The 22,617-nt window shown below is 59.0% G+C and carries 23 protein-coding genes and 1 pseudogene; 14 read left to right on the top strand and 10 right to left on the bottom strand.

Features of this window, described 5'->3' with window-relative positions:
* Positions 1-62: 62 nt before the first annotated feature.
* The 6 genes from FHP24_RS21335 to FHP24_RS21310 all read right to left on the bottom strand — a co-directional run bounded on the left by FHP24_RS21335 (position 63) and on the right by FHP24_RS21310 (position 5,683).
* Positions 63-1,961, bottom strand: a complete 1,899-nt coding sequence (locus tag FHP24_RS21335) for a nitric oxide reductase activation protein NorD (protein ID WP_139678247.1) — start codon at positions 1,959-1,961, stop codon at positions 63-65.
* 11 nt (positions 1,962-1,972) lie between these two features.
* Positions 1,973-2,776, bottom strand: coding sequence for a CbbQ/NirQ/NorQ/GpvN family protein (locus tag FHP24_RS21330; RefSeq protein WP_139678246.1), 804 nt, complete (start codon positions 2,774-2,776; stop codon positions 1,973-1,975).
* Between the two features lie 69 nt (positions 2,777-2,845).
* Complete coding sequence (locus FHP24_RS21325) at positions 2,846-4,192, bottom strand: nitric-oxide reductase large subunit (protein ID WP_139678245.1); 1,347 nt, start codon at positions 4,190-4,192, stop codon at positions 2,846-2,848.
* A 29-nt stretch (positions 4,193-4,221) separates the two neighbouring features.
* A complete protein-coding gene (locus FHP24_RS21320; RefSeq protein WP_139678244.1) occupies positions 4,222-4,674 on the bottom strand; it encodes a c-type cytochrome in 453 nt (150 codons plus the stop codon).
* 160 nt (positions 4,675-4,834) lie between these two features.
* Positions 4,835-5,107: a cytochrome C oxidase subunit IV family protein gene (locus tag FHP24_RS21315; RefSeq protein ID WP_139678243.1), complete on the bottom strand. Its 273-nt coding sequence runs from the start codon at positions 5,105-5,107 to the stop codon at positions 4,835-4,837.
* A 6-nt stretch (positions 5,108-5,113) separates the two neighbouring features.
* Entirely contained in the window at positions 5,114-5,683 is a 570-nt protein-coding gene (locus tag FHP24_RS21310; RefSeq protein WP_139678242.1) for a cytochrome c oxidase subunit 3, read from the bottom strand.
* A gap of 105 nt (positions 5,684-5,788) precedes the next feature.
* On the opposite strand from FHP24_RS21310, the gene FHP24_RS28800 reads away from it, so the two are divergent.
* The 10 genes and pseudogenes from FHP24_RS28800 to FHP24_RS21265 form a co-directional block, all read left to right on the top strand.
* The gene (locus tag FHP24_RS28800) at positions 5,789-5,944 is read left to right on the top strand and encodes a hypothetical protein (RefSeq protein WP_180356075.1); all 156 of its coding nucleotides are present in this window, start codon (positions 5,789-5,791) and stop codon (positions 5,942-5,944) included.
* 10 nt (positions 5,945-5,954) lie between these two features.
* Positions 5,955-6,431, top strand: coding sequence for a hemerythrin domain-containing protein (locus FHP24_RS21305; RefSeq protein ID WP_139678241.1), 477 nt, complete (start codon positions 5,955-5,957; stop codon positions 6,429-6,431).
* Positions 6,428-7,111: an NnrU family protein gene (locus FHP24_RS21300; protein ID WP_139678240.1), complete on the top strand. Its 684-nt coding sequence runs from the start codon at positions 6,428-6,430 to the stop codon at positions 7,109-7,111. Before FHP24_RS21305 ends, FHP24_RS21300 begins: the two co-directional genes overlap by 4 nt.
* Before the next feature lie 242 nt (positions 7,112-7,353).
* Positions 7,354-9,591, top strand: a complete 2,238-nt coding sequence (locus tag FHP24_RS21295; protein ID WP_139678239.1) for a TonB-dependent receptor family protein — start codon at positions 7,354-7,356, stop codon at positions 9,589-9,591.
* A 97-nt stretch (positions 9,592-9,688) separates the two neighbouring features.
* Positions 9,689-10,708: an ABC transporter substrate-binding protein gene (locus FHP24_RS21290; protein ID WP_210237851.1), complete on the top strand. Its 1,020-nt coding sequence runs from the start codon at positions 9,689-9,691 to the stop codon at positions 10,706-10,708.
* 8 nt (positions 10,709-10,716) lie between these two features.
* Positions 10,717-11,526: an ABC transporter permease gene (locus tag FHP24_RS21285; protein WP_139678238.1), complete on the top strand. Its 810-nt coding sequence runs from the start codon at positions 10,717-10,719 to the stop codon at positions 11,524-11,526.
* On the top strand, positions 11,523-12,269 hold the full coding sequence (locus FHP24_RS21280) for an ABC transporter ATP-binding protein (RefSeq protein WP_139678237.1): 747 nt from the start codon (positions 11,523-11,525) through the stop codon (positions 12,267-12,269). Before FHP24_RS21285 ends, FHP24_RS21280 begins: the two co-directional genes overlap by 4 nt.
* Entirely contained in the window at positions 12,266-13,486 is a 1,221-nt protein-coding gene (locus tag FHP24_RS21275; RefSeq protein WP_139678236.1) for an NnrS family protein, read from the top strand. The genes FHP24_RS21280 and FHP24_RS21275 overlap by 4 nt, the downstream gene beginning before the upstream one ends.
* A gap of 2 nt (positions 13,487-13,488) precedes the next feature.
* Entirely contained in the window at positions 13,489-14,682 is a 1,194-nt protein-coding gene (locus tag FHP24_RS21270; protein WP_180356073.1) for an NnrS family protein, read from the top strand.
* A 115-nt stretch (positions 14,683-14,797) separates the two neighbouring features.
* Positions 14,798-15,405 (top strand): annotated as a pseudogene (locus FHP24_RS21265) (hypothetical protein); the annotation flags it as partial.
* A gap of 88 nt (positions 15,406-15,493) precedes the next feature.
* Here FHP24_RS21265 and FHP24_RS21260 read toward each other — a convergent pair.
* Positions 15,494-16,402, bottom strand: coding sequence for a LysR family transcriptional regulator (locus FHP24_RS21260; protein ID WP_139678234.1), 909 nt, complete (start codon positions 16,400-16,402; stop codon positions 15,494-15,496).
* Positions 16,403-16,535: 133 nt separating this feature from the next.
* On the opposite strand from FHP24_RS21260, the gene FHP24_RS21255 reads away from it, so the two are divergent.
* From FHP24_RS21255 to FHP24_RS21240, 4 genes are all read left to right on the top strand, one after another.
* Positions 16,536-17,015: a carboxymuconolactone decarboxylase family protein gene (locus FHP24_RS21255; protein ID WP_139678233.1), complete on the top strand. Its 480-nt coding sequence runs from the start codon at positions 16,536-16,538 to the stop codon at positions 17,013-17,015.
* 66 nt (positions 17,016-17,081) lie between these two features.
* Positions 17,082-17,834, top strand: coding sequence for an SDR family oxidoreductase (locus FHP24_RS21250; protein WP_139678232.1), 753 nt, complete (start codon positions 17,082-17,084; stop codon positions 17,832-17,834).
* 38 nt (positions 17,835-17,872) lie between these two features.
* Positions 17,873-18,295: a cupin domain-containing protein gene (locus FHP24_RS21245; protein ID WP_139678231.1), complete on the top strand. Its 423-nt coding sequence runs from the start codon at positions 17,873-17,875 to the stop codon at positions 18,293-18,295.
* Between the two features lie 65 nt (positions 18,296-18,360).
* Entirely contained in the window at positions 18,361-19,359 is a 999-nt protein-coding gene (locus FHP24_RS21240; RefSeq protein WP_139678230.1) for a mechanosensitive ion channel family protein, read from the top strand.
* 2 nt (positions 19,360-19,361) lie between these two features.
* Here FHP24_RS21240 and FHP24_RS21235 read toward each other — a convergent pair whose 3' ends face one another.
* The 3 genes from FHP24_RS21235 to FHP24_RS21225 form a co-directional block, all read right to left on the bottom strand.
* Positions 19,362-19,850, bottom strand: a complete 489-nt coding sequence (locus FHP24_RS21235) for an RrF2 family transcriptional regulator (RefSeq protein ID WP_139678229.1) — start codon at positions 19,848-19,850, stop codon at positions 19,362-19,364.
* Positions 19,851-20,274: 424 nt separating this feature from the next.
* Positions 20,275-21,336, bottom strand: coding sequence for an aldo/keto reductase (locus FHP24_RS21230; protein WP_139678228.1), 1,062 nt, complete (start codon positions 21,334-21,336; stop codon positions 20,275-20,277).
* Positions 21,337-21,404: 68 nt separating this feature from the next.
* On the bottom strand, positions 21,405-22,499 hold the full coding sequence (locus FHP24_RS21225; protein ID WP_139678227.1) for a LacI family DNA-binding transcriptional regulator: 1,095 nt from the start codon (positions 22,497-22,499) through the stop codon (positions 21,405-21,407).
* Positions 22,500-22,617 lie beyond the last annotated feature (118 nt).

Genomic DNA, 22,617 nt, shown 5'->3' with positions numbered 1-22,617 from the left:
TCCAGAAAAAGATGGACCCGGCCTTCGGGCAACGCCGGGTCCTCGCTGCGGTCGGTTGGGGATCAGCCGACCAGCCCGCGATAGATGGCCGGAAGCGCCGAAGGCAGCTTGCGGATATCCGGGATGACTGCAAATCCATGCTGGCCAAAGATCGCTGGCACATAGGATTTGGCATCCTGATCGACAGTGACGCCGAACACCTGAACACCCTTGCGCCGAGCTTCAATCACCGAGCGGCGCGTATCTTCCAGCGCAAACCGGCCTTCGTAATGATCGACATCATTGGGTTTTCCATCTGTCAGCACCAGCATCAGGTGCTTGCGGTTGGGCTGTTCGGACAGTTTTGCCGCAGCATGACGGATGGCAGCACCAATCCGAGTGTAGTAACCGGGCTTCAGTGAAGCGATGCGTTGGCGCACGGCATGGTTCATCGGCTCGTCGAACGCCTTGATGGTTTCCACCCGTACCCAATCGCGCCGGCGCGAGGTGAAGGTAAGGATGGAGTGGTTGTCACCACAGGCGGAGAGCCCCTCGGCCAGCACCATCAGCGCCTCTTTCTCGACATCGAGCACCCTTCGGTCGTTGAACCAGGAATCGGTCGAGAGCGACACATCGACCAGCAGCGTCACGGCCAAGTCATGCGCTTGCGGCCGGCTCATCAGATGGATGCGATCGGAGCATTCACCACTGGCTTTCAGGTCGGTGCGGCTGCGCACGACAGCATCGAGATCAAGGTCCGCGCCATCGAACTGGGCGCGCAGCATTTCGCGTTTCGGCCGCATCACTTCGAATTGCCGACGTACCCGGCGAATGAGGTTTTTCACTTCGTCAGACTGCTGGAAATCCTCGCCTTCCAGCGGCGCGGGACCGGCAAACACCCGGCAATGATCACTCAGATAGATGCCGCGACGATAATCCCATTCGGGATAGGTGAGTTCGGCGACAAGAGGCGTATGCACCAGCGCTTCCGGCGGCAGGTCAAGATCGAAGCGGAATTTTGCCGATGGCCGTCCCTTGCGGTCGCCGAGCGTCATTTCGTCGAGTTCGTCGGCCGCCGCCGCATCGTGATCGTCGCTGTCGTCACCGGGGCGGTCGACATTGACCATCTCCGCCATGGCAAGGATCTTCTCGAAACGGTTGAGGATAAACGGGCTGCGCTCGCCCCTTTTCTTCGAGCCCTTTTCACGCACGGCAATGTGGCGGCCACCCGTCATGGCATCCTGCGACGAACCGCCGGCGGGGCGATCCTCCTCCTGCCGCGGATCGGCTTCCTCACGCAAAAGCGCATCCGGCCAGAGCGGCACCGGTAGCATGGGCAGATAACCGGGCGGAGCCTTGGGAGGCCACGGACCAGACTTGTGCAAAGGCGCCAGACCGGCACCGTGCCGCAACAGATCGCCGATGCAGTTTTCAACCATCTGCTCGATGCGCGGCAATTTTCCGCGATGGCGTTGTTCGATCAGCGACAGGCAAAGACTTTGATAGCGGGGTTTCAGGCCCGGGAAGACTTCGAGCACATCCTCCACCCGGCGCTCTGCCTGTTCGAGCAGGGCGAGATCGCGCCGAAGCGGATCGGTCTCATGGATCGGAGTAAGGTCCATCCGCGCCATGATCGCCGCCAGCCAAAAGAACAGATCGCGATTGAGATGGCGTTCCGGCATCAGGTCTAGAACCGGCGGCAGCATCAGCGATGCCTCGTCGCGGGCGGGCTGGATGAGCTTTTCCTCTCCCAGCCCGATGCGCTGGCGAAGCTTCAGGCGATGCGCGGAAGCCTTGCCGCGCGCGGGAACGAGTTGCACCGTTCGTTCGCCCCCAAAACCGCGAAAGCAGACGGAGAGAACCGGAAGCACCTCTTCCAGTCTGACCGCTGCCGCTTCGTATCGTGGCCAAGTGCGGGTATTGCCGGCGAAATTGTGCCAGGCGCGTCCGACTGTCTCTTCGAGTTCGAGAAAATCCAGCATCGTTACTGCCTTTAGCGGATCACCGCCTGCATCAGTTCGAGGAGAGCGGTGCGGACATCCGGCTCATCGGTCAGCGGCTCTATCATCGCCGACCGCACGGCTTCGCGTGGATCCAGACCGGCATCGATCAGGCTCGCGCAATAGACCAGGAGACGAGTGGAAACGCCCTCTTCCAGATCATGGCCCTTCAGCGCTCGCAGCCTTCGGGCGAGTTCGACCAGAGGCTCGACACGTGCTGCATCGAGACCGCTTTCTTCCGCGACCACCTCGATCTCGCGCGCTTTGGGCAGAAAATCGAATTCAATCGCGACAAAACGCTGGCGTGTCGAGGGTTTGAGCGTTTTCAACAGGCTCTGGTAGCCGGGATTGTAGGAAACGACGAGCATGAACGAACCCGGCGCTTCCAGCTGTTCGCCGGTACGCTCCAAGGGCAAGATGCGGCGATCGTCGGTCAGCGGATGGAGCACGACGGCAACATCCTTGCGGGCCTCCACCACCTCATCGAGATAGCAGATGCCGCCTTCGCGCACCGCCCGCGTCAACGGACCGTCGACCCAGACAGTATCGCCACCCTTTAGCAGATAACGGCCGGTGAGGTCGGCTGCCGCGAGATCATCGTGGCAGGACACGGTCGTCAGCGGCAGGCCGAGTTTTGCCGCCATATGGCTGACGAACCGTGTCTTGCCGCAACCCGTCGGGCCTTTCAGGAGCAGCGGCAGTTGGCGTGTCCATGCGGTTTCGAACAGGACGCATTCATTACCCGCCGGCGCATAGGCCGGGATATGGGATGTCGAGTGACGCAGATGCATGTTCATCGAAAGTTTCCCTGATGATGATGGAAAAATCCCGGCCCGCGGCTTCAGGAGCGCGGGCCGGGACATCACTCATTCGGCCGGCTCGGCAATGCCGCCAATTGTCCGTGCGCGCTCTTTGCCGGGCACGAGAATGGCCCAGACAAACATCAACGCGGATATCAGAACGAAGACGCCGGAGCCGAGACGGACCCAGTAGAACAGAGCCAGCTGTTCCTGCACATCCATGTAACCTTCGCCCAGCACACGCTGCAGATGAACCTGCAAGACACCGGCGAAAGTGAGCGCGAAGGTCATCACCGACATCGACGTGCACATCATCCAGAAGGACACCATGGACAGCCACTGGTTATAGGGCTTGCGGCCACGGATTTCCGGAACGGCATAGGCCATGATGGCAAGGTTGAGCATGACATAGGCACCGAAGAAGGCGAGATGGCCGTGTGCTGCGGTCACCTGCGTCCCGTGGGTGTAGTAGTTCACCGAAGACAGCGTGTGCAGGAAACCCCAGACGCCGGCACCGAAGAAGGCCATGACCGAGCAGCCGATCGACCAGAGCAGAGCGGCACGGTTGGCATGCTTGCGGCCGGCCTTCCAGGTCATCACAAAGGTGAATATGACCATGGTGAAGAAGGGCGCGACTTCGAGCGTCGAAAACAGCGAACCGATCCACTGCCAGTAACCCGGCGCGCCGATCCAGTAATAATGGTGGCCGGTGCCGAGGATGCCGGAAAACAGCGCCAGGCCGACAATGACATAGAGCCACTTCTCGACCACTTCGCGGTCGATCCCGTTGAGCTTGATCATCAGGAAGGCAAGGACAGAAGCCATGATCAGCTCCCACACGCCTTCCACCCACAGGTGCACGACATACCACCAGTACATCTTGTCGAGCGCGAGATTGGCCGGATTGTAGAAGGAAAACAGGAAGAAGATCGCGATCCCCCAGAGACCGAAGATCAGAATGTTGGTGACGACGGTCTTGCGGCCCTTCAGTGAGGTCATGGTGACATTGAACAGGAACATCAGGCAGACGATGACGATGCCGACCTTGATGGCAAAGGGCTGTTCGAGGAATTCACGCCCCTCATGGATCTTGAACATGTAGCCGACCACGGCAACGGCCGCGGCGATCAGAAAGATCCAGAACTGCGCGATAGCCAGTTTCGGGCTGTAGAGTTCGGTTTCAGCCTCTTCGGGAAGCAGGTAGTAGGTTGCCCCCATGAAGCCAATCAGCAGCCAGACGATCAGCGCATTGGTATGGATCATCCTGACGATATTGAACGGCAGGAGTTCGGACAGGGTATTCGGCATGACATAGATCGTGCCGGCCAGAACGCCGAACAGCACCTGCGCCAGGAAGAGACCGATCGCGCCGTAGAAATACAGCATCGCGACCTTTTGGGTTTGGTATTTCATCGCATGTTTCTCCTTAAGGTCCGAGCTCATCAACCGGCGTCGTTCGGCGGCCATTTCTGGGTGTTGATCTTGCTCGTCCATTCGAGGAAGTCGGCGAGGTCGTTCAGTTCCTGTTCGGTCAGGTTGAACTGCGGCATCTGACGCCGTCCCTCGATGCCGCTCGGCTGGGACGCCATCCAGGCTTTCAGCGTGTCGCGGGCACCGTCAGCATCGTCGTGACCGCCGTAGCGAACCCAGACATTGCCCAGTTCAGGCGCGAAATAGGCACCCTCCCCCAGCAAGGTGTGACAGTTGATGCAGGCGTTTGTTTCCCAGACATGCTTACCGCGGGCGACGCTGTCGGTGAGCGCCGTTTCATCCGTCGAGGTCGTGCGGATGTACCAGTGACTATGGGCTGTCAGCCCCACAAAAATCGCGAAAAAGAATATGGACCCGCCGTAAAAGACGTTGCGGGCTCCGGTCTTGGTGAGGCGTTCTGCCATACCTTACGTCCTCTCATCTGACGTAGTCAGTGACCACGGCTCGAAATCTCCCGCCATGCTGCGGCCGGACGATCCCCTCGCCGGCCATGCGGGACGTCTTCTTTCTATTGCTCGGGGAAAAGCCTTCTTTGTGCATTGGCAAAGAAGGGAGCGGTTTGGCTTAGGTGAGAGATGAAACGAGAAGCGGCCGCGCCAGGGCTACGAGAAGCAGCAGCGCGCACCATGCCAGCAGCGATAGGGCCATGCCGCGCTGGCCATGACGCAGTTCCATGAAATCGAGAATGACCAACCGCGCCTTTGCGAAAGCAATCAACAACACAGTGCCGATGGCGATCAGGTTTCCGTCAGACAGAGTCGCAATCGTGGCGCCACCGATAGCGAGAACAAGAACGAGAATGAATGTCCCGAGAAGCGGGAAGCGAGCATCATGCATGGTCGTTCACACCAAATAGATGATCGGGAACATCACCAGCCAGACAAGATCGATCGCGTGCCAGAGCGTGGCGATGAGAAGGATGTTGCCCCGCGCCGGTCGCCAGGCGACGAGAAACAGGACGAAGCTGCCGAAGACGACATGGAGAAGATGAAACCCAGTAATGAGAAAATAAAGCTGGAAAAAATAGGAGAAGGTCGCATCGAAAGAATAACGGAACTCGGCGGCGTATTCGATACATTTGATCACGACGAACAGAAGCCCGAAGGCCGCGGCCACGCAAAGCGGGATCCGCGCCTTTAAAGGCGTCGCCCGCCGCCATGCCGCAATCGCGGCCTGCCAGCCGCTGGTTATCAGCACGACCGTATTTGCCGCCGCAAGGCCGGGATTGAGGTGAATGCGGGCGACTGCAAAATCCTCTGCATGTATGACTGACATGATCAGAAATGCCGTGAGCAGAATGCCGAAGGCGACAAGTTCGCTCCAGACCAGAATCCAGAGAAGCATAACGTCCTCGTCGCCCACCGTCTCATGAGCGATCTGCAGAGGCGCCCTACCTGATATCTCGTTTTGCATAGCCATGCCCGACGATAGGCGTCGCGAAAATGTCCTTCTTTGCGCTCCGGCAAAGAGGATTGCGGATCACCAGGGCATGGTGGGTGCGTCGAAAGGAATTTTACCATGACGGACGCACAGGTCGGCCTTCTCGTCGTGACACCGATCATTATCGGTTTCGCGCTCACCTTGCAGCGCATGGGTGTGCTTCAGCGTAGCGGCACGCTATCGGCAGTTGCGGCCGCGGTCATCATCGCCGGCATCCTGTTCCTGCAGCAATAGGGGAAGCGTCATGACAGCCTCGATCAATGCGCTGAACGCCCCGGATGTTCGCCGGCTCGACGCCAATCACCAGCAGCTCCTCAACCTCAGCCTGCAGCTCGAAGAGGCTATGGAAGAGATTGGAACCGATCCGGAATACGCCGATCTGCAACGCCTTTCCAATTCCATATTCCTGCGGCTCAGGGAGGCGCATGATCTGGAGGAACAGGTTCTCTTTCCCGGCTTTGACCATCGTGCAGGCTCGTGTTTTTCGGTCATGATCATCGAACATCTGAAGGCCGAGCACCGTTACGACAGACTGGTGGCAGAAGAGTTGCGGCTGACCCTCACGGCGCTTTCCGAAGGCCGGTGCACCCTGCCGCTCGACACAATAGCAAGAATGCTACGCAGTTTCCTGGAGTGCCTGCGCCGCCACGTCTCCACCGAAAAATTGATGATGGAAGCCCTGTTGGCCGCGGAGTCCGAAGAACGGGAGATTTTCGCTTGAGCCAGCTCTATCTCGCGCTGATTGCATTCGTCCTGTTGCATTCTGTACCGGCTCTCCCAGCGATCCGTAACGGCGCAATCGCTATTCTCGGCCGAAAAACATACCTCCTGATCTATTCGATCGTCTCGACCTTGCTGCTCGTCTGGGTGTTCCATGCTGCCTTGAACACGCCCTACGTAGAACTGTGGGAGCCATCTGGTGGCCATGCAACGGTAACACTCGTGCTCGCACCGCTCGGCATATTTCTCGTCCTTGCCGGCCTGTTCACGCCCAACCCAGCCTCGATAACCCTTCGGCACGGCGATCAACCGGGAGCCATCGTCGCCCTCACACGCCATCCGGTTTTGTGGGGTTTTCTCTTCTGGTCAGGAGGCCATCTGATCGCCAATGGCGACCTGCGGTCTCTCATCCTGTTCGGCGGACTTGGCCTGTTTTCTGCAGCCGGTTTCCTGATGCTCGATAGGCGGGCAAGACGTCGGCTTGGCATGGGCTGGAGCGCATTCTGCACGGATCATCCGCTGCTGCCTCTGGCAAAACTCCTGACCGGCAGAAACAGGATGAGGGTCGATACCCCCATGGCGCTCGCCTTCGCACTGACGGCAACCATGACCCTCTGGCTTCTCCTCGGCGGCCATGCCTTTCTGTTCGGCGCTGATCCGCTGATCATGGCGACCATGTAGGACGTCCTGACGACGGTCAGTTTGTCAGCGTTGTTTGCGCTTCGACAAAGAAGCTGGGCCGGCACTGCATTAACGCTGGCGACATGACCTTTGCGCCTGTGCTCCCTCCCGAAAAACTTCCCCCGCTCTGTCCATAGCCACCTCGCGGCGCTCGATGGCGCACGGGCGTGGCATTTTAGAACATGCAGTCCGGGGGGTCTTCCATCATGTCCGCCACACAAGCGCGCGCGGCGACACCGCGAATGAGCAACGCTAGCATCAAGCATCTCGCAAGCCATACGCTCATCCTCCTCCTTGCCTCCACGTCGCTCAGCCAGACAGCACTGGCGCAATCCGCGGTGCCGGGTTCGTCAACCGTCCTTGAGCCGATCGTTCTGGAATCCGGGCAGAAAACCACCACCGGCTGGTCTGATGGCGTGATGGACAGGATGGCTGGCGGCGTCACGCTGGTTCAGGCCGACAGCTGGCAAGGTACTGTTGCGCCGACCCTGTCGGATGTCCTGGCCGGCGTTCCGGGCGTCGTGGTGCAGGATTTCTTCGGCGCCAATGACCAGCCACGCATCCAGATCCGCGGCTCCGGCCTGCAGCAGAACCCGGTCGAGCGCGGCATCCTGATGCTGCATGACGGCCTGCCGATCAACCGCGCCGACGGCTCCTATATTGTCGGGCTTGCCAATCCCTCGACCGCGCAGGGCGTAGAAGTCTATCGTGGCTACATGGCGAACCGGCTCGGTGCCACCGTGCTCGGCGGCGCCATGAACTTCATGTCACCACCGATCGTCGGCGCGCCCGGCGTCGAAATCACCACCGGCGGCGGCAGCTTCGGCCAGGTCGGCGGCACGGCGCGCGCCAATTTCGGCGATGAAAGCCTCGGCGCCTCGATCTATGCCGATGCCACACGACGAGACGGCTTTCGTGACTACAATTCGTCCGAGCGCGTGAGTTTCGGCGGCAGCTTCGTTGCCGAGCTTTCCGATGTCATGACCACCCGCGTGTTCTTCGATTACACCGATCTCGGTTTCGATGTCGCCGGCCCGATCAACAAGACGGCGCTCGACAGGGATCCGAGCCAGGTTTCGGCAGGCCCGGTCATCGTCGGTGGCGTCGCCACCAATCCCGGCCCAAACGTGCTGCGTGACAAGCCGCGCCGTGATGCGACGCAACTGATGCTCGGTTCGCGCACCACGATCGATCTCGGCGAACACCGCATCGATCTCGGCCTCGGTTACACCCATACCGACGACAGCTTCCGTTTTCCGGTTTCCGCCGGCATTCGCGAAACGGTCGGTGGCGACCTGACCGGCATGGCTCGCTACAGCTATGCACCGGATGGATTTGGCAAACTGCCTTTGTTCGAAACCTCGGCGCTCTATACGATCGGCTCGGCGGACCGCCGTTATTACCTCAATGAAGCCGGTACACGCGGCAGCCTGTTCGGTGAAAACGACCTCGACGCCTCGACCCTGTCGCTGCATGCCGGTTTCAACATTCCGGTCGCCGACGGCTGGACAGTTTCGCCTGCCATTTCATACGCGCATGCCTCGCGGCGCAATACCGACAACTATTCGTCGGCAACGCGTCCGACGATCGCCTATAATCCGATGAACCCGACGGTACGCCTGCCGAACGGTGCCATCGCTGCGACCGATACCAGCTATGATCGCAGCTATACGGCCTGGAGCCCCAGCCTCGGTGTGACTTTCGAGCCATCCACCGATCACATCTTCTTCGCCGCCATGAGCCGCAGCTTCGAACCCCCGACGCATGACGACTTGCTGGCGAACATCAATGGTACCCCGAACAGCAGCCCCGGACGCCCGGCACCTGCGAACCCGTCTCTGCCCTCCAACGCCTTCATCACGCCCGCTCTCGAAGCTCAGACGGCAACGACACTCGAAGGAGGCTGGCGTGGCCAGACGGGCAGCGTCAACTGGGATCTCACCACCTATTATTCCTGGATCGACAATGAGCTTCTGAGCCTGCGCGATGCGACCGGCGCATCCATTGGCGCCATCAATGCTGATCGAACCCGCCATTTCGGCATCGAGCTCGGTCTATCCGCCAATCTCACCGACCGTATGACCGGACGGGTCGCCTACACGTTCCAGGACTTCCGCTTCGTCGACGATCCGCTGCGCGACGACAATTACCTTGCCGGCGCACCGCGCCACATCGTCAACCTGGCGCTCGCTTATCAGGCGACCGACGACTGGACGATTTCCACCAGCCTGAAATGGGTGCCGGACGAGACGCCGGTCGACAACATGAACACGTTATGGGCCGATCCTTACGCCGTGGTTGATCTGAAGACCGAATACCGCATCAACGACAAACTCTCGATCTTCGGTGAGATCACCAATCTGTTCGACGAAAAATACGCCTCCTCGACGCTGGTGGTCGATCAGGCGACCGCGGGACAGGCCGCCTACATTCCGGGCGACGGTCGCGGCTTTTATGCCGGTCTCAGGAGCCGCTTCTGAAAACTCTCCCCGTTTGTCGCGCCATTTCTTGCGCTTACGCAAAGAGGCGGCCTGAGAACCGGATAAGATCGTTATCACCGCTTGGAAAGAAGCCGTCGTGAACCTTTTTGCACAACCCGAGAAAAACTCCAGCACCTCGAACGGCATCAACCGCCGCTCCTTGTTACGGACGGCGGCAACAGCCGCGCTTGCGCTTCCGTTCGTCAGCCGCGTCAATGCCGCCACACTCGATGAACTCGTGCTCTACGGTCCGCCGGCCGGCCCCTCGATCACGCTTGCCTATGCCGTTGGCGCCGGCCTGCTGCGCGACGTCGCCGAGCGCGTACGTTTTCGCATCTGGCGTACGCCGGACGAAATGCGCGCAGGCCTCACCTCCGGCACCATGCAGGCCGTGGTCATGCCAGTGACGGCAGCGGCAAACCTCAGCACCCGAGGCTTCGGAGTCAAGCTCGCCAATGTGATGACCAATGGCCTTCTCTATGTAATCTCGACCAATCCTGAAATTCGCAGCATTGCCGACCTAGCCGGCAGAGAAATCACCGTGCCCTTCCCCAACGACACGCCGGAACTGATATTCGATGCCGTGCTGGCGCATCACGGTCTGGCTGGCAAGATGAAGGTCAGCCGCTCCGGCTCGCCGATCGAAGCGATCCAGCTGCTGCTTTCCGGCCGGATCGAAACCGCGCTGGTGCCCGAACCTGCGGCAACCGCGGCAATGATCAAAGCCTCGACCGCCGGCAAGACCGTCCATCGCGCGATCGACATGCAAAAGGAATGGGGTGCCGTGACGGGACTTGGGGCCATCATGCCTCAAGCCGGACTGGCGCTCGCGCCTGCCTTCCTCCGTGACCATGCCGAGCGGATCACGCCGCTTCTCTCCGGCCTCGAAAAGGCGACCGCCGAGGTCATTGCAAACCCGGCAGCCGCGGCTGGCCATGCCGCTTCGGCGCTGGAACTGCCCTGGCCGGTCATCGAAAAATCCGTGCCTTTTTCCAATCTCGTCGCAACGCCCGCAGCTCAGGCGCGCCCCGAGATCGAGGCGCTGCTTGAAGCAATCGCGAAGACCAACGCACCAATGATCGGCGGAAAACTTCCCGGCGACAGCCTGTATCTGTGAGCCCAACCATGACGTCACTTGCCGAGCGTGCTTCAAGAACGGGACAATTTCTCTGGTCCGGCTGGTCCGGCCTTGCGGGATTAAGCGTTTTTGCAGCCGTCTGGCAGGTGGCGCATGAAGCCTATGGCAGTTTCATCCTGCCCTCGCCGCTCGAAACACTCACCGCCGCACAGACGCTTCTGGGCGATGTTTCCGCCTGGCAGCTCTTGCTCACCACCTCGTCACGTGCACTCTCAGGCTTCGCGCTTGCTGGCGTGATCGGCACCGTGGCCGGATGTATCGCCGGGTTTCATCCGGCAATCCTGCGCCTCGTTCAGCCGCAGATCACATTGATGCTCGGTGTGCCGCCGATCGCCTGGATCGTGCTTCTGATGATCTGGTTCGGCACCGGTTCGGCGACAGTGACGATGACGGCCGCCGTCGCCTGCCTGCCGATCGTTTTCCTCGGTGCCGCGGAAGGTATCGCCAGCCGCGATAGGCTGCTCGACGACATGGCACTCTCGCTCGGCATGGGGCAGGTTCGCCGATTTGTCCGCATCATCGTTCCGCAAATGCTGAACCGCCTGTTCCCGATCCTCGTCATGGCGCTCGGAACCGCTTTCAAGGCGGCCGTCATGGCCGAACTTCTCGCCAATGCCGGCGGAATCGGCGAAGCGCTCGCAGTCTCGCGTTCCAACCTCGACGTGGCGAATGCACTTGCCTGGATCCTGCTGTCTGTGAGCGCGCTGCTTGCCGTCGAATACGGGCTGATCCAGCCGACCCGTTCCGAGCTGGAAGCCTGGCGCCATGCTGCCCGGCCGTGGGGTGTCAAACGATGAACGCCCTCAATCTCACCGATATCGGGCACGCCTTTCTCGGCCGTACAGTCCTTGACCGCATCACTCTCGACATCGGCGAAGGTGAACTGGTGGCACTGGTCGGGCCGTCCGGTTGCGGCAAGAGCACGCTTTTGCATATCGCCGCCGGGCTTATCGATCCGCGACAGGGACGCATCAACCGTAGCTATGCGCGACACGCGGTCGTGTTTCAGGAGCCGAGGCTCCTGCCATGGGCCACGGCGCGCAAGAATATCGGAATGGCGCTTCCGGAAGGGCTCTCGAGCCGCAACCGTCATAGCCGGATACTTGCCGCAGCCACGGCCGCGGCCCTTGAAGAAGATGATCTCGACAAATACCCGGTCCAGCTTTCGGGCGGCATGAAGCAGCGCACGGCGATTGCCCGCGCGTTGGCAAGTGAAGCCGACTTCCTGTTCTTCGACGAGCCGTTTACCGCGCTTGACCCGGCCCTTCGTCGGCATATGCAGGATATCGTCATACGCCATGCCGGGAATGGCAAACGTTCGGGCCTGTTCATCACCCATGACATGGCAGAAGCCGTTCGGACCGCCCACCGGATCGTCGTGCTGGATAGACGGGGCAACGGCATACTGGGCGAGCGCTATATACCTCTGCGCCCGGTAGAGCGTGACGACCGGATGATTTTCGAGACGGTCCAGCATTTCATGAAGGCGGACCCGCTCTTTGCGCATGTCGAGGAACTCGATGAGCGGAGGAGTGCATGACGGTCGTGCCCATCCAAACGTCTTCGAGATTGCGAGACATCGTGCGAGCCGCGATAGCGGAAGGCCTGAGGCTATTCTTCCCGCTCGCAGCTTTGCATGCCGCCGTCTGGCCTTTGTCATGGGTGGCCGGATGGCAGCTCGGCTTGCCCTTCGCTCACAACACCCTGCCGGCACACTGGCACGCGCAAGAGATGCTGATCGGTTCATTCGGGGCAGCCGTGCTCGGGTTTCTCACAACTGCCTTGCCGGAGTGGACGGACACGGAAGGCTTCAAGGGTAAACCTCTGCTCATCCTCGCCGGCCTGTGGACCTCAGCCCGGCTGATCGGCCTGTTCGGCATCGATGCCGCAATCCTTCTGGGTGGCATTCTCGATCAGGTCTGGTTGGTTTTCCTTGTTAGTTACGCCGCCTGTCTCGGCTGGAAAAAACGGACTATTGGGCTGATCGGTTTCGTCCTGCTGCTGGCGACATTGGCAATCGCTGCCGGTCTTCTGCGTTTCTCCATGCTGACAGACACCTATGATCTGGCCGAGCGCGCGATCCGGCTTATGCAATATGCCTTTCTTGGTCTGCTCGGCCTGGCGCTGGCCCGCATCACCGTGCCGATTACGAACCGCGTGCTTGACCCGAGTGAGGAAACCTCGCCTTACCGGCCGCATCCGGGCCGCATCAATCTGGCGCCAGGACTTGCCGGCTTGCTGATCGCCGCCGAGTTTTCAGGGTTTTCCGATGCAGTCTGCGGTTACCTTATGCTGGCGACCGGCGCGGCGTTTCTCGATCGTGTCGCCGAAGGGTTTATTGGCCGCGAAGGATGGAGATTTGAAGTGGCCGGCCTCTGGCTTTCCAGCCTGCTGGCTGGTCTGGGCTGTCTCCTTGCCGGCCTTGGCAGGATCGGCCTCGACATCCCGACGCTCGGCGGACTGCATCTGATGCTGATGGGTGGGCTCGGCCTTGGCGTATTGCAGGTTCTGTCAATTGCCGGACTGCTGCATACCGGCCAGTCGCTCGGGTTTTCTCGATTAACCCGCGCGGCGATCCTCTGCCTTCTCGGCGCGGTGACACTGCGTGTTGTTCCGGAATTCTGGCCATCCCTCAATCTGCCCGGTGGCCAACACAGCCTTTCTTCCATTGCCTGGGCCGCCGCCTTTATTCTCTGGCTTTGTGCTTACCTTCCTCCCTTATGGTCGACCGCCACCATCGACCAGGACAGATGCTGACCATGTCGAACACCTCCACCCCCGCTGCAAAAATCCGCCTTTCAAATCTGGCGCTAGAAGGATTTCGGCCGTTCTTTCTGTTCGGTGCGCTTTATGCGGCGCTGACGATCCTGCTCTGGGTGCCGTGGTATCTCGGTTTTCTGCATGTGCCGACGGCCTTGACGCCGATCGCATGGCACCAGCATGAGCTTCTGTTCGGATATGTGCCCGCAATCATTGCCGGTTTTTTGCTGACAGCCATGCCGAACTGGACAAAGCGCAAGCGTCTCACCGGCATGCCGCTCGTACTGCTGGTCGCGCTCTGGCTGGCCGGTCGGGTAGCGATCTTCGTGTCAGAGAAAATCGGACTTCCATCCGCAAGTGCCATCAATATCGCTTTCCTGATCGTGCTCGGTCTTTATGCGCTGCGAGAAGTCGTGGCGTCCAACAACACCCGAAATTACAAGCTGGTGGGCGTAATCAGCCTACTTGCGGCAGCGCAGGCGCTTTTCCTTTACGAATTCTTCTGTTTAGAGCGAGTCGAAATCGCCGGTCGGTTGGCTATCGCCGCCATAATCCTGATGATTGCCATCGTCGGAGGCCGCATTATCCCTAATTTTACCGGTAACTGGCTGAAGAAAAACAATCCCGGCCGAGAGCCGCCGCCCTTCGCTCGGTTCGATCTTATTGCGATGGCGGTTTCGAGCCTTGCGCTCGCTTCCTGGCCGGCCGTCCTGCCGTTTGATGATCTGACTTCATTCGCAGGCGCGTTGATGGTGCTGGCCGGTATTCTACAACTGATCCGCCAGGCGAGATGGTGTCCCGAGCGAACGTTTTACGAACCACTCGTCGCCATCCTGCATCTGGCTTTTCTGTTCGTGCCTCTCGGCTTCATTTTGACCGGAATCGCGCTCATCAGGGATGACGGCAGTTTCGCCTCTGCAGGCGTTCATGCCTGGACGTCAGGTGCCATTGGTACGATGACGCTAGCGGTGATGACCCGCGCCACCCGTGGCCATTCCGGTCAGGCACTGCATGCACCGGTTTCCACGGTGCTGCTCATCTATCTTCCGATCATTATCGCAGCACTGCTGCGGATAGCAGCGGCCTTGGCCCCACAGCAAACAATGCTGCTTCTGCCGCTAGCTGCCACATGCTGGATTGTAGCCTTCGGCGCATATACGGTTTGCTACGGCAGATTCATACTATCTCGATAACACGTCCGACGCTGGAATCTGGAACCGAACACACGGAATGCGCAAAGTGTAATTAATATGATCGAGTGCCTGAGTGACGATCACGCTGACTAATGCACGCTCTCAGGCAGCATAAGGTGCGCCAACTGCCACTGCATCGCATGAGGATGTTGTCCTGGCATCAGAATACAGGGCGCTTCAGAACCAGTTGAAGGGGCTGTAGCGCCTCCTCGGCAAGAAGACGATGGAAGGCGAAATCCTCAAGGAAGCGCTCGAAATAGCGCCAGGGTCAAAAATACCTGTAGCGCCGTTCTCGTTACCGAAAGACGGTTGGCGATGACGGCAGGGTCGCTGTCGACTGCTGTTAGCCCGAGGCCATTGCACATGTCGAAACCACCAAAGGCATCGAGAGTGAGGACGTTAAGTACCTTGTCATCATCGTCGTCGAGAAGCGCTTCGGCCAAAGCAACACCCTTCCCAAGACCACAGAATGGCTGACAGACAACGGCTCCTGCTTCATTGAGAAAGTCGTTGCTCATCAATATCGGCATGGAGCCTTGTTCGACGCCCGTTCGAAGTCCGCAGTCCAACGGAATGGCTCAAGCCTTCGTCAAAACCTTCAAGTGCGACTACCTGGGGCTTTGCTATTACTATCCCGAGAGACGCAATCCATCAGCCAGCATCAGAGCATTTCTGGATCCGGCGCGTGAATTAGCACGACGAGATGCGTCTGATCCACATTAGCCAGTCAAACCCAATGCTTCGTAAAGACGTCTTTGTGTCGGTGTCAGAGTTCGCGTTTTATGACAGGCTCGATACGCAAAGCAGGCCCTTAACAGGCGGCACCGCTCATCAGGGCGTCCTCCTTGACCGCGTCGGCAAGAAAATCGAGAACCGTGCGCACCCGTAGCGGTAAGTTTCGGCGCGAAGCATACACTGCGGTGATAGGCAGCCGTGCCGGCGGCAGACAAGGCAGAACGTTGATGAGCCTGCCTGATGCAATGTCTTCGGCCACGAGGATATGAGAAAGGATGGCCAGCCCTCCGCCGGCGATGGTCGCTCTATAGACGGCAGTCGCATTGTTGAACACCATCCGTGGAGCAATCGGTGCGCGCACCTGATCGGCGCCGTTGACGAACACCCAGGCCCGTGTTTCTCCGCCACGGCTGTAACAGATGCAGTCGTGCTGCGCGATCTCATCTGGTCCACCGGGCATACCCCGCTCACCAACATAGCCGGGTGATGCAACGAGGAAGGCCGTGGTCCAGCCAAGCCGGCGACAGATCAGACTGCTATCGGAAACGTCGCCGAGACGAACCTCGATGTCTATCCCCTCTCCGACGAGATCTGAGGGTTCCTCGCGAAACACGGTCTCGACCGTCAGGCGCGGATGGCGTTTCAAAAGTGCAGGCAGTCGCTCACTGACATGCAAACCAAGCGGAGCGGGAAGGCTGATCCTCACCCGGCCGGACGTCGTCACGCTTTCGGCCGCCGTCGTATCACCCAGCGCCTCCATGGCGTCGATGACCTTGCGCGCCATCGGGATCATCTGCTCGCCTTCCACTGTCAGCGACAGGCCATTGGTGCTTCGATGCAGCAGCCGGGTGCTATAGTGCGCCTCCAGCGAGGAGATTTGCCGCGACACAGCAGGCTGCGTCAGACCAAGATCCAGCGCCGCGTTCGAAAACGAACCCGTTTCGGCAACCCTCAGAAAGGTTCGCAGAGCAGCAACCACATCCATCCGTCATCCCCCTCATACTTTCCCGCATAAAGCTTATGCGGAAAGCTTAGACCGGTTTCGGTTGCACGTCCATCTATTGCGGATATTTTATATCCATAAGGATATTTAGCATCCTTAATAGATGGAGATAGCTATGACACAGCGCCTGAACTACGCAGCCCAGTCCCCGGAATTCTTCAAGAAGCTGTCTGACCTTAGCCAGTCACTCAAGGACAGCGTCATCGAGCAGTCGATCCGCGATCTGGTGAACATAAGGGCCTCCCAGATTAACGGCTGCGGCTTCTGCCTCGACATGCATGTCAAGGAAGCCAAGATCCATGGAGAGAATGAGCTTCGCCTTTATCATGTCGCCATCTGGCGGGAATCGAACCTGTTCGCTCCGCGCGAGCGTGCAGCTCTTGCCTGGACCGAAGCAGTCACCAAACTTGCTGAAGGCGGCATTCCCGACGAGCTTTACGAGCGGGTTCGCGGCCAGCTGTCGGAGAAGGAAGTCTCCGATCTGACCTTCTCGATCATGACCATCAATGCCTGGAACCGTGTCAGCATCGCTTTCAAGGCCGTGCCCGGCTCGGCCGACAAACTCTACGGCCTGGAAAAAGCCGGCCTCAGCTGAGCTGCGCTTTCACAACATACGCCATTTCAAATCCATTCGGCACGCATTCCTCAAGGGAGAACAGACATGAAGATCGTAATCATCGGCGGAACCGGCCTCATTGGTTCGAAGACGACCGAACGCCTTCGCGCCAAAGGCCATGAGGTGATCGCCGCCTCACCGAACACCGGCGTCAATACTATCACCGGCGAAGGCCTTGCCGAAGCGCTGCAAGGGACCGAGGTCGTACTCGACCTTGCAAACTCGCCATCCTTTGAGGACAAGGCTGTCATGGAGTTTTTCGAGACGTCCGGCAGCAATTTGCTCGCGGCGGAAAAGGTCGCAGGCGTTAAACATCATGTCGCACTTTCCGTCGTCGGGACCGAACGCTTGCAGGAGAGCGGGTATTTCCGGGCAAAGCTCGCTCAGGAAAAGCTGATCAGGGAAAGTGGCATTCCCTTCACGATCGTCCATTCCACGCAGTTCATGGAATTCGTCGGCGGCATCGCTCAATCGAGCATGGTCGGAGACAAGGTCCACCTGTCGTCGGCCTTCGTTCAGCCGATCGCCTCCGATGATGTCGCCGATGCGATGGCAGATGTTGCGCTTGGTGCACCGGCTGCCGGGATTGTAGAAATCGCCGGCCCGGATCGCTTCCGTCTCAATGAACTCGTCGCCCGCTATCTGGAATTGACCGGAGACAGCCGCCAGGTCGTCGCCGATCCAGAAGCGAAATATTTCGGGGCACGTCTCGAGGACGGATCGCTGGTCACGGACAACGATCCTGGGCTCGGCAAGATCGGCTTCGACCAATGGTTCGCAACAGCGCCGCGTCGCTAAGGCAGCCAAATCCTGCAAGTTCGGAAAAGGACACGATAATGATCAAGCTCAGCCTTGCGGCCTTCGCCGCATTCTTTCTCATTGCCGGCACGGCCGGTGCTCACGACACCTCGGGCGGTTCCGCATCGAAAGTGACACTCGTCTACGAACACGAATTGCCGAACGTGCCCGGCAAGAGCATGAAGGGCGTACTCGTCGAATACGGCCCGGGCGGCTTCTCCGATGCGCATACCCATCCGGATTCGGCCTTCATCTATGCCACCGTGCTGGAAGGCTCCGTCTTGAGCCAGGTCAACGAAGGGCCAGTGACGGAATACAAGGCGGGCGAGAGCTTTTCGGAATATCCGGGCGACCGCCACGGGGTCAGCAAGAACGGCAGCGACACAAAGCCCGCCAAGCTTCTTGCCGTCTTCGTGGTCGATACGGCCCAGACGGAACTGACCTATCCTATCAAGAAGTGAGACCAGCCAAGGACCGGGTGCAAACGCAGCCCGGTCCTTCTTCTTTTCAGGGCAAGGGAACCACAATGGCTTACAATTCGCTGATGCCAGCCTTTCTGACCGTCGATCTCCTCGGCCTGCTTGGGATTGTCGTGTGGCATCTACAAGGACAGCAGAGGCCGACGGCCCGCCTGATTGTCCAGATCCTGTTCTTCGCCTCCATGACGGCAACGTTGATTGTGAGCGGCATCCCGCCGCACCGCGTGATCGCCGGAGAAACCGACGGGTTCGCGGTCTATATGGGCACTGCGGCTCGCGTCCTGTGGTGGGTTCATCTTGCCTGGGCGACCATTGGTTTCATCCGTCTTTACATCGTCCTCGATCGCCGCCCGCAGGAAGCGCGGCTGATCCAGGATCTCATCGTGGCCGGGGTCTATCTCGGCGTTACGCTGTCGATTGTCGGCTTTGTATTCGGTGCCCCAATCGGCACCCTGGTTGCCACATCCGGTGTCGTGGCGATCATTTTGGGCCTGGCGTTGCAGAACACACTCGGCGACCTGTTTTCGGGGATCGCACTGACGCTCGGGCGGCCTTTTTCGATCGGAGACTGGATTCAGCTCGCGGATGGCACTGAAGGGCGTGTCGTTCAAAACAATTGGCGATCGACGCAGGTGCTGACACCAGCCAACAATCTCGTCGTGCTTCCCAACAGCACACTCGCCAAAATCGGCCTGACCAACCTTACCAAACCTGACGAGAGCCATCTCGTTATCCTGCCGATCCGCATCACATCTGACAGTCGACCGGCCGAGGTCGAGGCAATCCTCAAGTCGGCGTTGCAGACATGTCAGTGCATTGTCCAGGCTCCGGCTCCCATCATCGCGCTCAAAAGCATCGACGCGATCGCTATCGATGTGGAGCTTCAGTTTCGGGTCACGGCCCCCGCAGCCCGGACGCCGGCCCGCAACGAGGTCATCGACACGGTCCATCAGCGCTGTGCAACTCACGGCCTGTCATTGGCGATGCCTGCACAGAGCTACCTTGGGATTGCCGTAAATTCATCGGCAAAAAAGGCTTCGGCCTGAGCTTATCCGGCGCGCTTGAGAACCCATTCGAAGGTTCCGGACCAGATCTCCGGGGTAATTTCCGTTTGCAGGATCTTTCCGAGATCCGCAAACGTCACTTTTCGAAGGGCGGAGCGCCAAGCCTCGTCGGCCTCCCACATGATACGCGCGATCGCACAGGGGCCGCTCTCGCAATACCCTTTCGGACGGCAGGGATTATTGGCTCGGATGTTCTGGCAAACAAAGGTCCGACCGCTACCTTCGACAGCTTCAATGACATCGAGGAAGGTCAACTCGCTCGCGGTCCTGGCAAGACGATATCCACCGGATGGGCCAAGAGTGGTGTGAACAAGACCTGCCTGTGACAAGCTCTGCAGTGCTTTCGACAGATATTCCTTCGGAAGCCCGTGCAGCTCGGCGAGTGCTTTGGTTGAAAGATATCGGCCTTCGGGGAGGCCCGAGAGAATGGCGCAACAGTGCAGCGCCCACTCGACTTGGCTTTTAAGGATCATTAGGAATGCCCGGTCAATAATTACGGATATACAATATCCCTATTTGGTTTTGCTGTAAATGCGAGCGCTGGCCCTGTTTCAAAACTCCCAAAGAGGATCGCCCATGCGGCCCGCAGATCTCCAGAAAATCATCACAGCGAGTAGCTCCGCACAAGGCTAAAGATCGCTTGCCCCACTGAGCGTCTTCTCGCAGACAAGGCGTATGATGCAGACAGCCTTCGCGACCGGCTAGGCAAGGCCCGTATAAAAGGCGGTTATTCCATCATCACGGGCATGAAAGAAACTCTATCCGCTGGATCGAGCCGCGTACTAGCGAAGAACCGTCATTGAACGTCTGTTCTGCAGGCTTGATGGGATTTGGACTCTCGACCCGTTTAGTGGCTCATCATCACGGCGCCAGATTTAAGTTGCAAGCGGCCCATATTTACACATGGCCTAAGTCGTCATAGCTCTCGTGGAGCGCCCAGTCCCCCGCGCTGAAGCGATCGCGGGCAAAATTGTGCTGGTGCCAATACGGATAGATATAGGGCGCCCGACTGGCCTGATTGAGCTTTTCGAGCTCTTCCGGGGTCAGTTTGAGATCGACTGCCGCTATGTTTTCACGAAAATGATCTTCCGTCAGCCCGCCGACAACCAGCGAGCTAATTGCCGGTCGCGTCAACGTCCATGCCAGTGCGATCTGCGCGACCGTGACGTCCCGGTCCGCCGCGATCTCATCCAGGACGTCGATGATCGCCCAGAGTTTTTCCTGATTTCGGATCGGCGGTTCGGACCAGCCTGCAGCCTGCCGTGAATCTTTCGGCGTCCGGTTTCTGCCGAACATACCGGAGAGGAGACCTGCCGCGAGAGGGCTCCAGACCGTCACACCAAGCCCCTGATCGATCGAAATCGGCAAGAGTTCGTATTCGGCCTCGCGCGCTTCCAGAGTGTAATGGATCTGCTGGGTGATGAACCGCGGCAGATGCCGCTGGTCGGCGACCGCAAGCGCCTTCATCAGATGCCAGCCGGAATAGTTAGAGCAGCCGATATAGCGGATCTTACCGGCCTGAATGAGGCTGTCGAGCGCCGACAGCATCTCTTCCAGCGGCGTTAAGCCATCCCATTCATGCATATGGTAAATATCGATATGATCCGTCTGCAGCCGTTTCAAGCTCCGCTCACATTCACGGATCAGGTGAAATCGGGACACGCCCTCATCGTTTGGTCCTTCACCAATGCGCATGCGCACCTTGGACGAGATTAGCACGTTGTCTCGCCTGCCTTTCAGTGCCTCACCGAGAATCTCCTCGGAGCGACCGAACGAATACATGTTCGCAGTGTCGAACAGGTTCACGCCGCCATCGATGCAGACATCGATGAGCCTGCGGGCATCATCGACGCCCTGATCGGCAACTCTGGCAAACGCCCCGACCCCGCCGAAGGAGAATGTTCCCATTGAGATCACCGAAACCTTCAGCCCAGACTTTCCCAGAACGCGATATTCCATCGTCTCCTCCCAATAAGATCGTTGAAGAATCTATGCCCACGGGCCTCCACCCGCAGGCCGAAAGGCCGTTACTCTGCGGGCTGCCTCCTTGCCGCACGCACTTTCGGCTGTAGCGGCATTGGCCGCGGAACATCCTGCCCATCGCTGGCCCGCAGGACGAGATCTGCCCCCACCAGCATCTTGACCGAAGGCTGGCTTTCGGCAGCGTTGATGATATCGTCGAGGATTGTCACGGCAAGGTAGCCGATCTTGCGCTTCGAAACTTCGATCGTCGTCAGCGACGGCTCGGTCGTGGCACTTTGCGGCAAGTTGTCGAAGCCGATGATCGAAACGTCGGCCGGAACCCGAACACCAAATTCCTTCAGTGCCTTCATGAACCCATAAGCAATGATGTCGTTGGTGCAGAAATAACAGTCCGCAAGATCAAGCCCGCCCTCAAGCAGCGCGCGGGTATCATCGTAGGCCCCATCATACGTCGATTCGATCGAAAGGACGTCGCTCTCCCGTACCTTCAGACCGTGCCGTGCCATGTTCTTGAAAAATGCGTCCTGCCTGAGGCGAAAATTCGTCGTGTCAACGTGACTGGCGACAAAACCGATCCGCTCGAAGCCATGGCTGCGGAAGCGTGACAGCACTTTGTAGACGGCATCTTCATTGTTCATATCGACGAAATTAGCGTCAACAACATCGTAGAACGTATCGATGAACACGGTCGGAAAGCCGATACCCTGGATGAGCCGTATATCATCCTCGGTGAGCTCTGTGCCAAGCGCGATCACACCACTGATCGGCGCACCGGCGAGCGATTCCGCCACAGCACTGATCGGCTGACCTTCGAAACTGACAACCTCCAGCGTATAGTTCCGCCTGGTCGCTTCAGCCGACATGCCATCGATATAATCGGAGATAAAGACGCTGTGATCGCGGTTCACCGTATGGCCGTGCTTGGAAATTTTCAGGAAGCGGAGCGTATCTCCACCACCTTCATTGCCGCCCTTCAGGCTACGCGGAACGTAGTTTAGCCTGGCCACAGCTTCCAGCACGCGCTTACGCGTCACGCCGGAAATATCACCCTTGCCGTTCAGGACAAGAGACACGGTTGCCGGGGACACTCCAGCGGCCTGCGCGATATCACGGATTGTCAGTTTCTTTGTCGTCTTCATACGGTCTGAGGACCTCTAAATCGGTTCAAACACGGATACGTGTTTAGTAAACGGTCCAGTCGCCTATTTGAGCGTTATGACAATTCAAAGCGCGACGCAACCGCAAAAAATGACTAAA

Source organism: Aliirhizobium smilacinae (assembly GCF_006335145.1).
GTDB lineage: Bacteria > Pseudomonadota > Alphaproteobacteria > Rhizobiales > Rhizobiaceae > Neorhizobium > Neorhizobium smilacinae.
The sequence above is the reverse complement of the archived record's forward strand: the minus strand, read 5'-3'. Positions and strand labels throughout refer to the sequence as shown.

Bases quoted from the DNA above. Each gene is read 5' to 3' on its own strand.
- FHP24_RS28800 (WP_180356075.1), top strand. From the start codon at position 5,789: ATGACGGACGCACAGGTCGGCCTTCTCGTCGTGACACCGATCATTATC.
- FHP24_RS21325 (WP_139678245.1), bottom strand. From the start codon at position 4,192: ATGAAATACCAAACCCAAAAGGTCGCGATGCTGTATTTCTACGGCGCG.
- FHP24_RS21320 (WP_139678244.1), bottom strand. From the start codon at position 4,674: ATGGCAGAACGCCTCACCAAGACCGGAGCCCGCAACGTCTTTTACGGC.
- FHP24_RS21305 (WP_139678241.1), top strand. From the start codon at position 5,955: ATGACAGCCTCGATCAATGCGCTGAACGCCCCGGATGTTCGCCGGCTC.
- FHP24_RS21270 (WP_180356073.1), top strand. From the start codon at position 13,489: ATGTCGAACACCTCCACCCCCGCTGCAAAAATCCGCCTTTCAAATCTG.
- FHP24_RS21275 (WP_139678236.1), top strand. From the start codon at position 12,266: ATGACGGTCGTGCCCATCCAAACGTCTTCGAGATTGCGAGACATCGTG.
- FHP24_RS21225 (WP_139678227.1), bottom strand. From the start codon at position 22,499: ATGAAGACGACAAAGAAACTGACAATCCGTGATATCGCGCAGGCCGCT.
- FHP24_RS21260 (WP_139678234.1), bottom strand. From the start codon at position 16,402: ATGGATGTGGTTGCTGCTCTGCGAACCTTTCTGAGGGTTGCCGAAACG.
- FHP24_RS21295 (WP_139678239.1), top strand. From the start codon at position 7,354: ATGAGCAACGCTAGCATCAAGCATCTCGCAAGCCATACGCTCATCCTC.
- FHP24_RS21310 (WP_139678242.1), bottom strand. From the start codon at position 5,683: ATGCAAAACGAGATATCAGGTAGGGCGCCTCTGCAGATCGCTCATGAG.
- FHP24_RS21245 (WP_139678231.1), top strand. From the start codon at position 17,873: ATGATCAAGCTCAGCCTTGCGGCCTTCGCCGCATTCTTTCTCATTGCC.
- FHP24_RS21315 (WP_139678243.1), bottom strand. From the start codon at position 5,107: ATGCATGATGCTCGCTTCCCGCTTCTCGGGACATTCATTCTCGTTCTT.
- FHP24_RS21230 (WP_139678228.1), bottom strand. From the start codon at position 21,336: ATGGAATATCGCGTTCTGGGAAAGTCTGGGCTGAAGGTTTCGGTGATC.
- FHP24_RS21255 (WP_139678233.1), top strand. From the start codon at position 16,536: ATGACACAGCGCCTGAACTACGCAGCCCAGTCCCCGGAATTCTTCAAG.
- FHP24_RS21240 (WP_139678230.1), top strand. From the start codon at position 18,361: ATGGCTTACAATTCGCTGATGCCAGCCTTTCTGACCGTCGATCTCCTC.
- FHP24_RS21330 (WP_139678246.1), bottom strand. From the start codon at position 2,776: ATGAACATGCATCTGCGTCACTCGACATCCCATATCCCGGCCTATGCG.
- FHP24_RS21285 (WP_139678238.1), top strand. From the start codon at position 10,717: ATGACGTCACTTGCCGAGCGTGCTTCAAGAACGGGACAATTTCTCTGG.
- FHP24_RS21335 (WP_139678247.1), bottom strand. From the start codon at position 1,961: ATGCTGGATTTTCTCGAACTCGAAGAGACAGTCGGACGCGCCTGGCAC.
- FHP24_RS21250 (WP_139678232.1), top strand. From the start codon at position 17,082: ATGAAGATCGTAATCATCGGCGGAACCGGCCTCATTGGTTCGAAGACG.
- FHP24_RS21235 (WP_139678229.1), bottom strand. From the start codon at position 19,850: ATGATCCTTAAAAGCCAAGTCGAGTGGGCGCTGCACTGTTGCGCCATT.
- FHP24_RS21280 (WP_139678237.1), top strand. From the start codon at position 11,523: ATGAACGCCCTCAATCTCACCGATATCGGGCACGCCTTTCTCGGCCGT.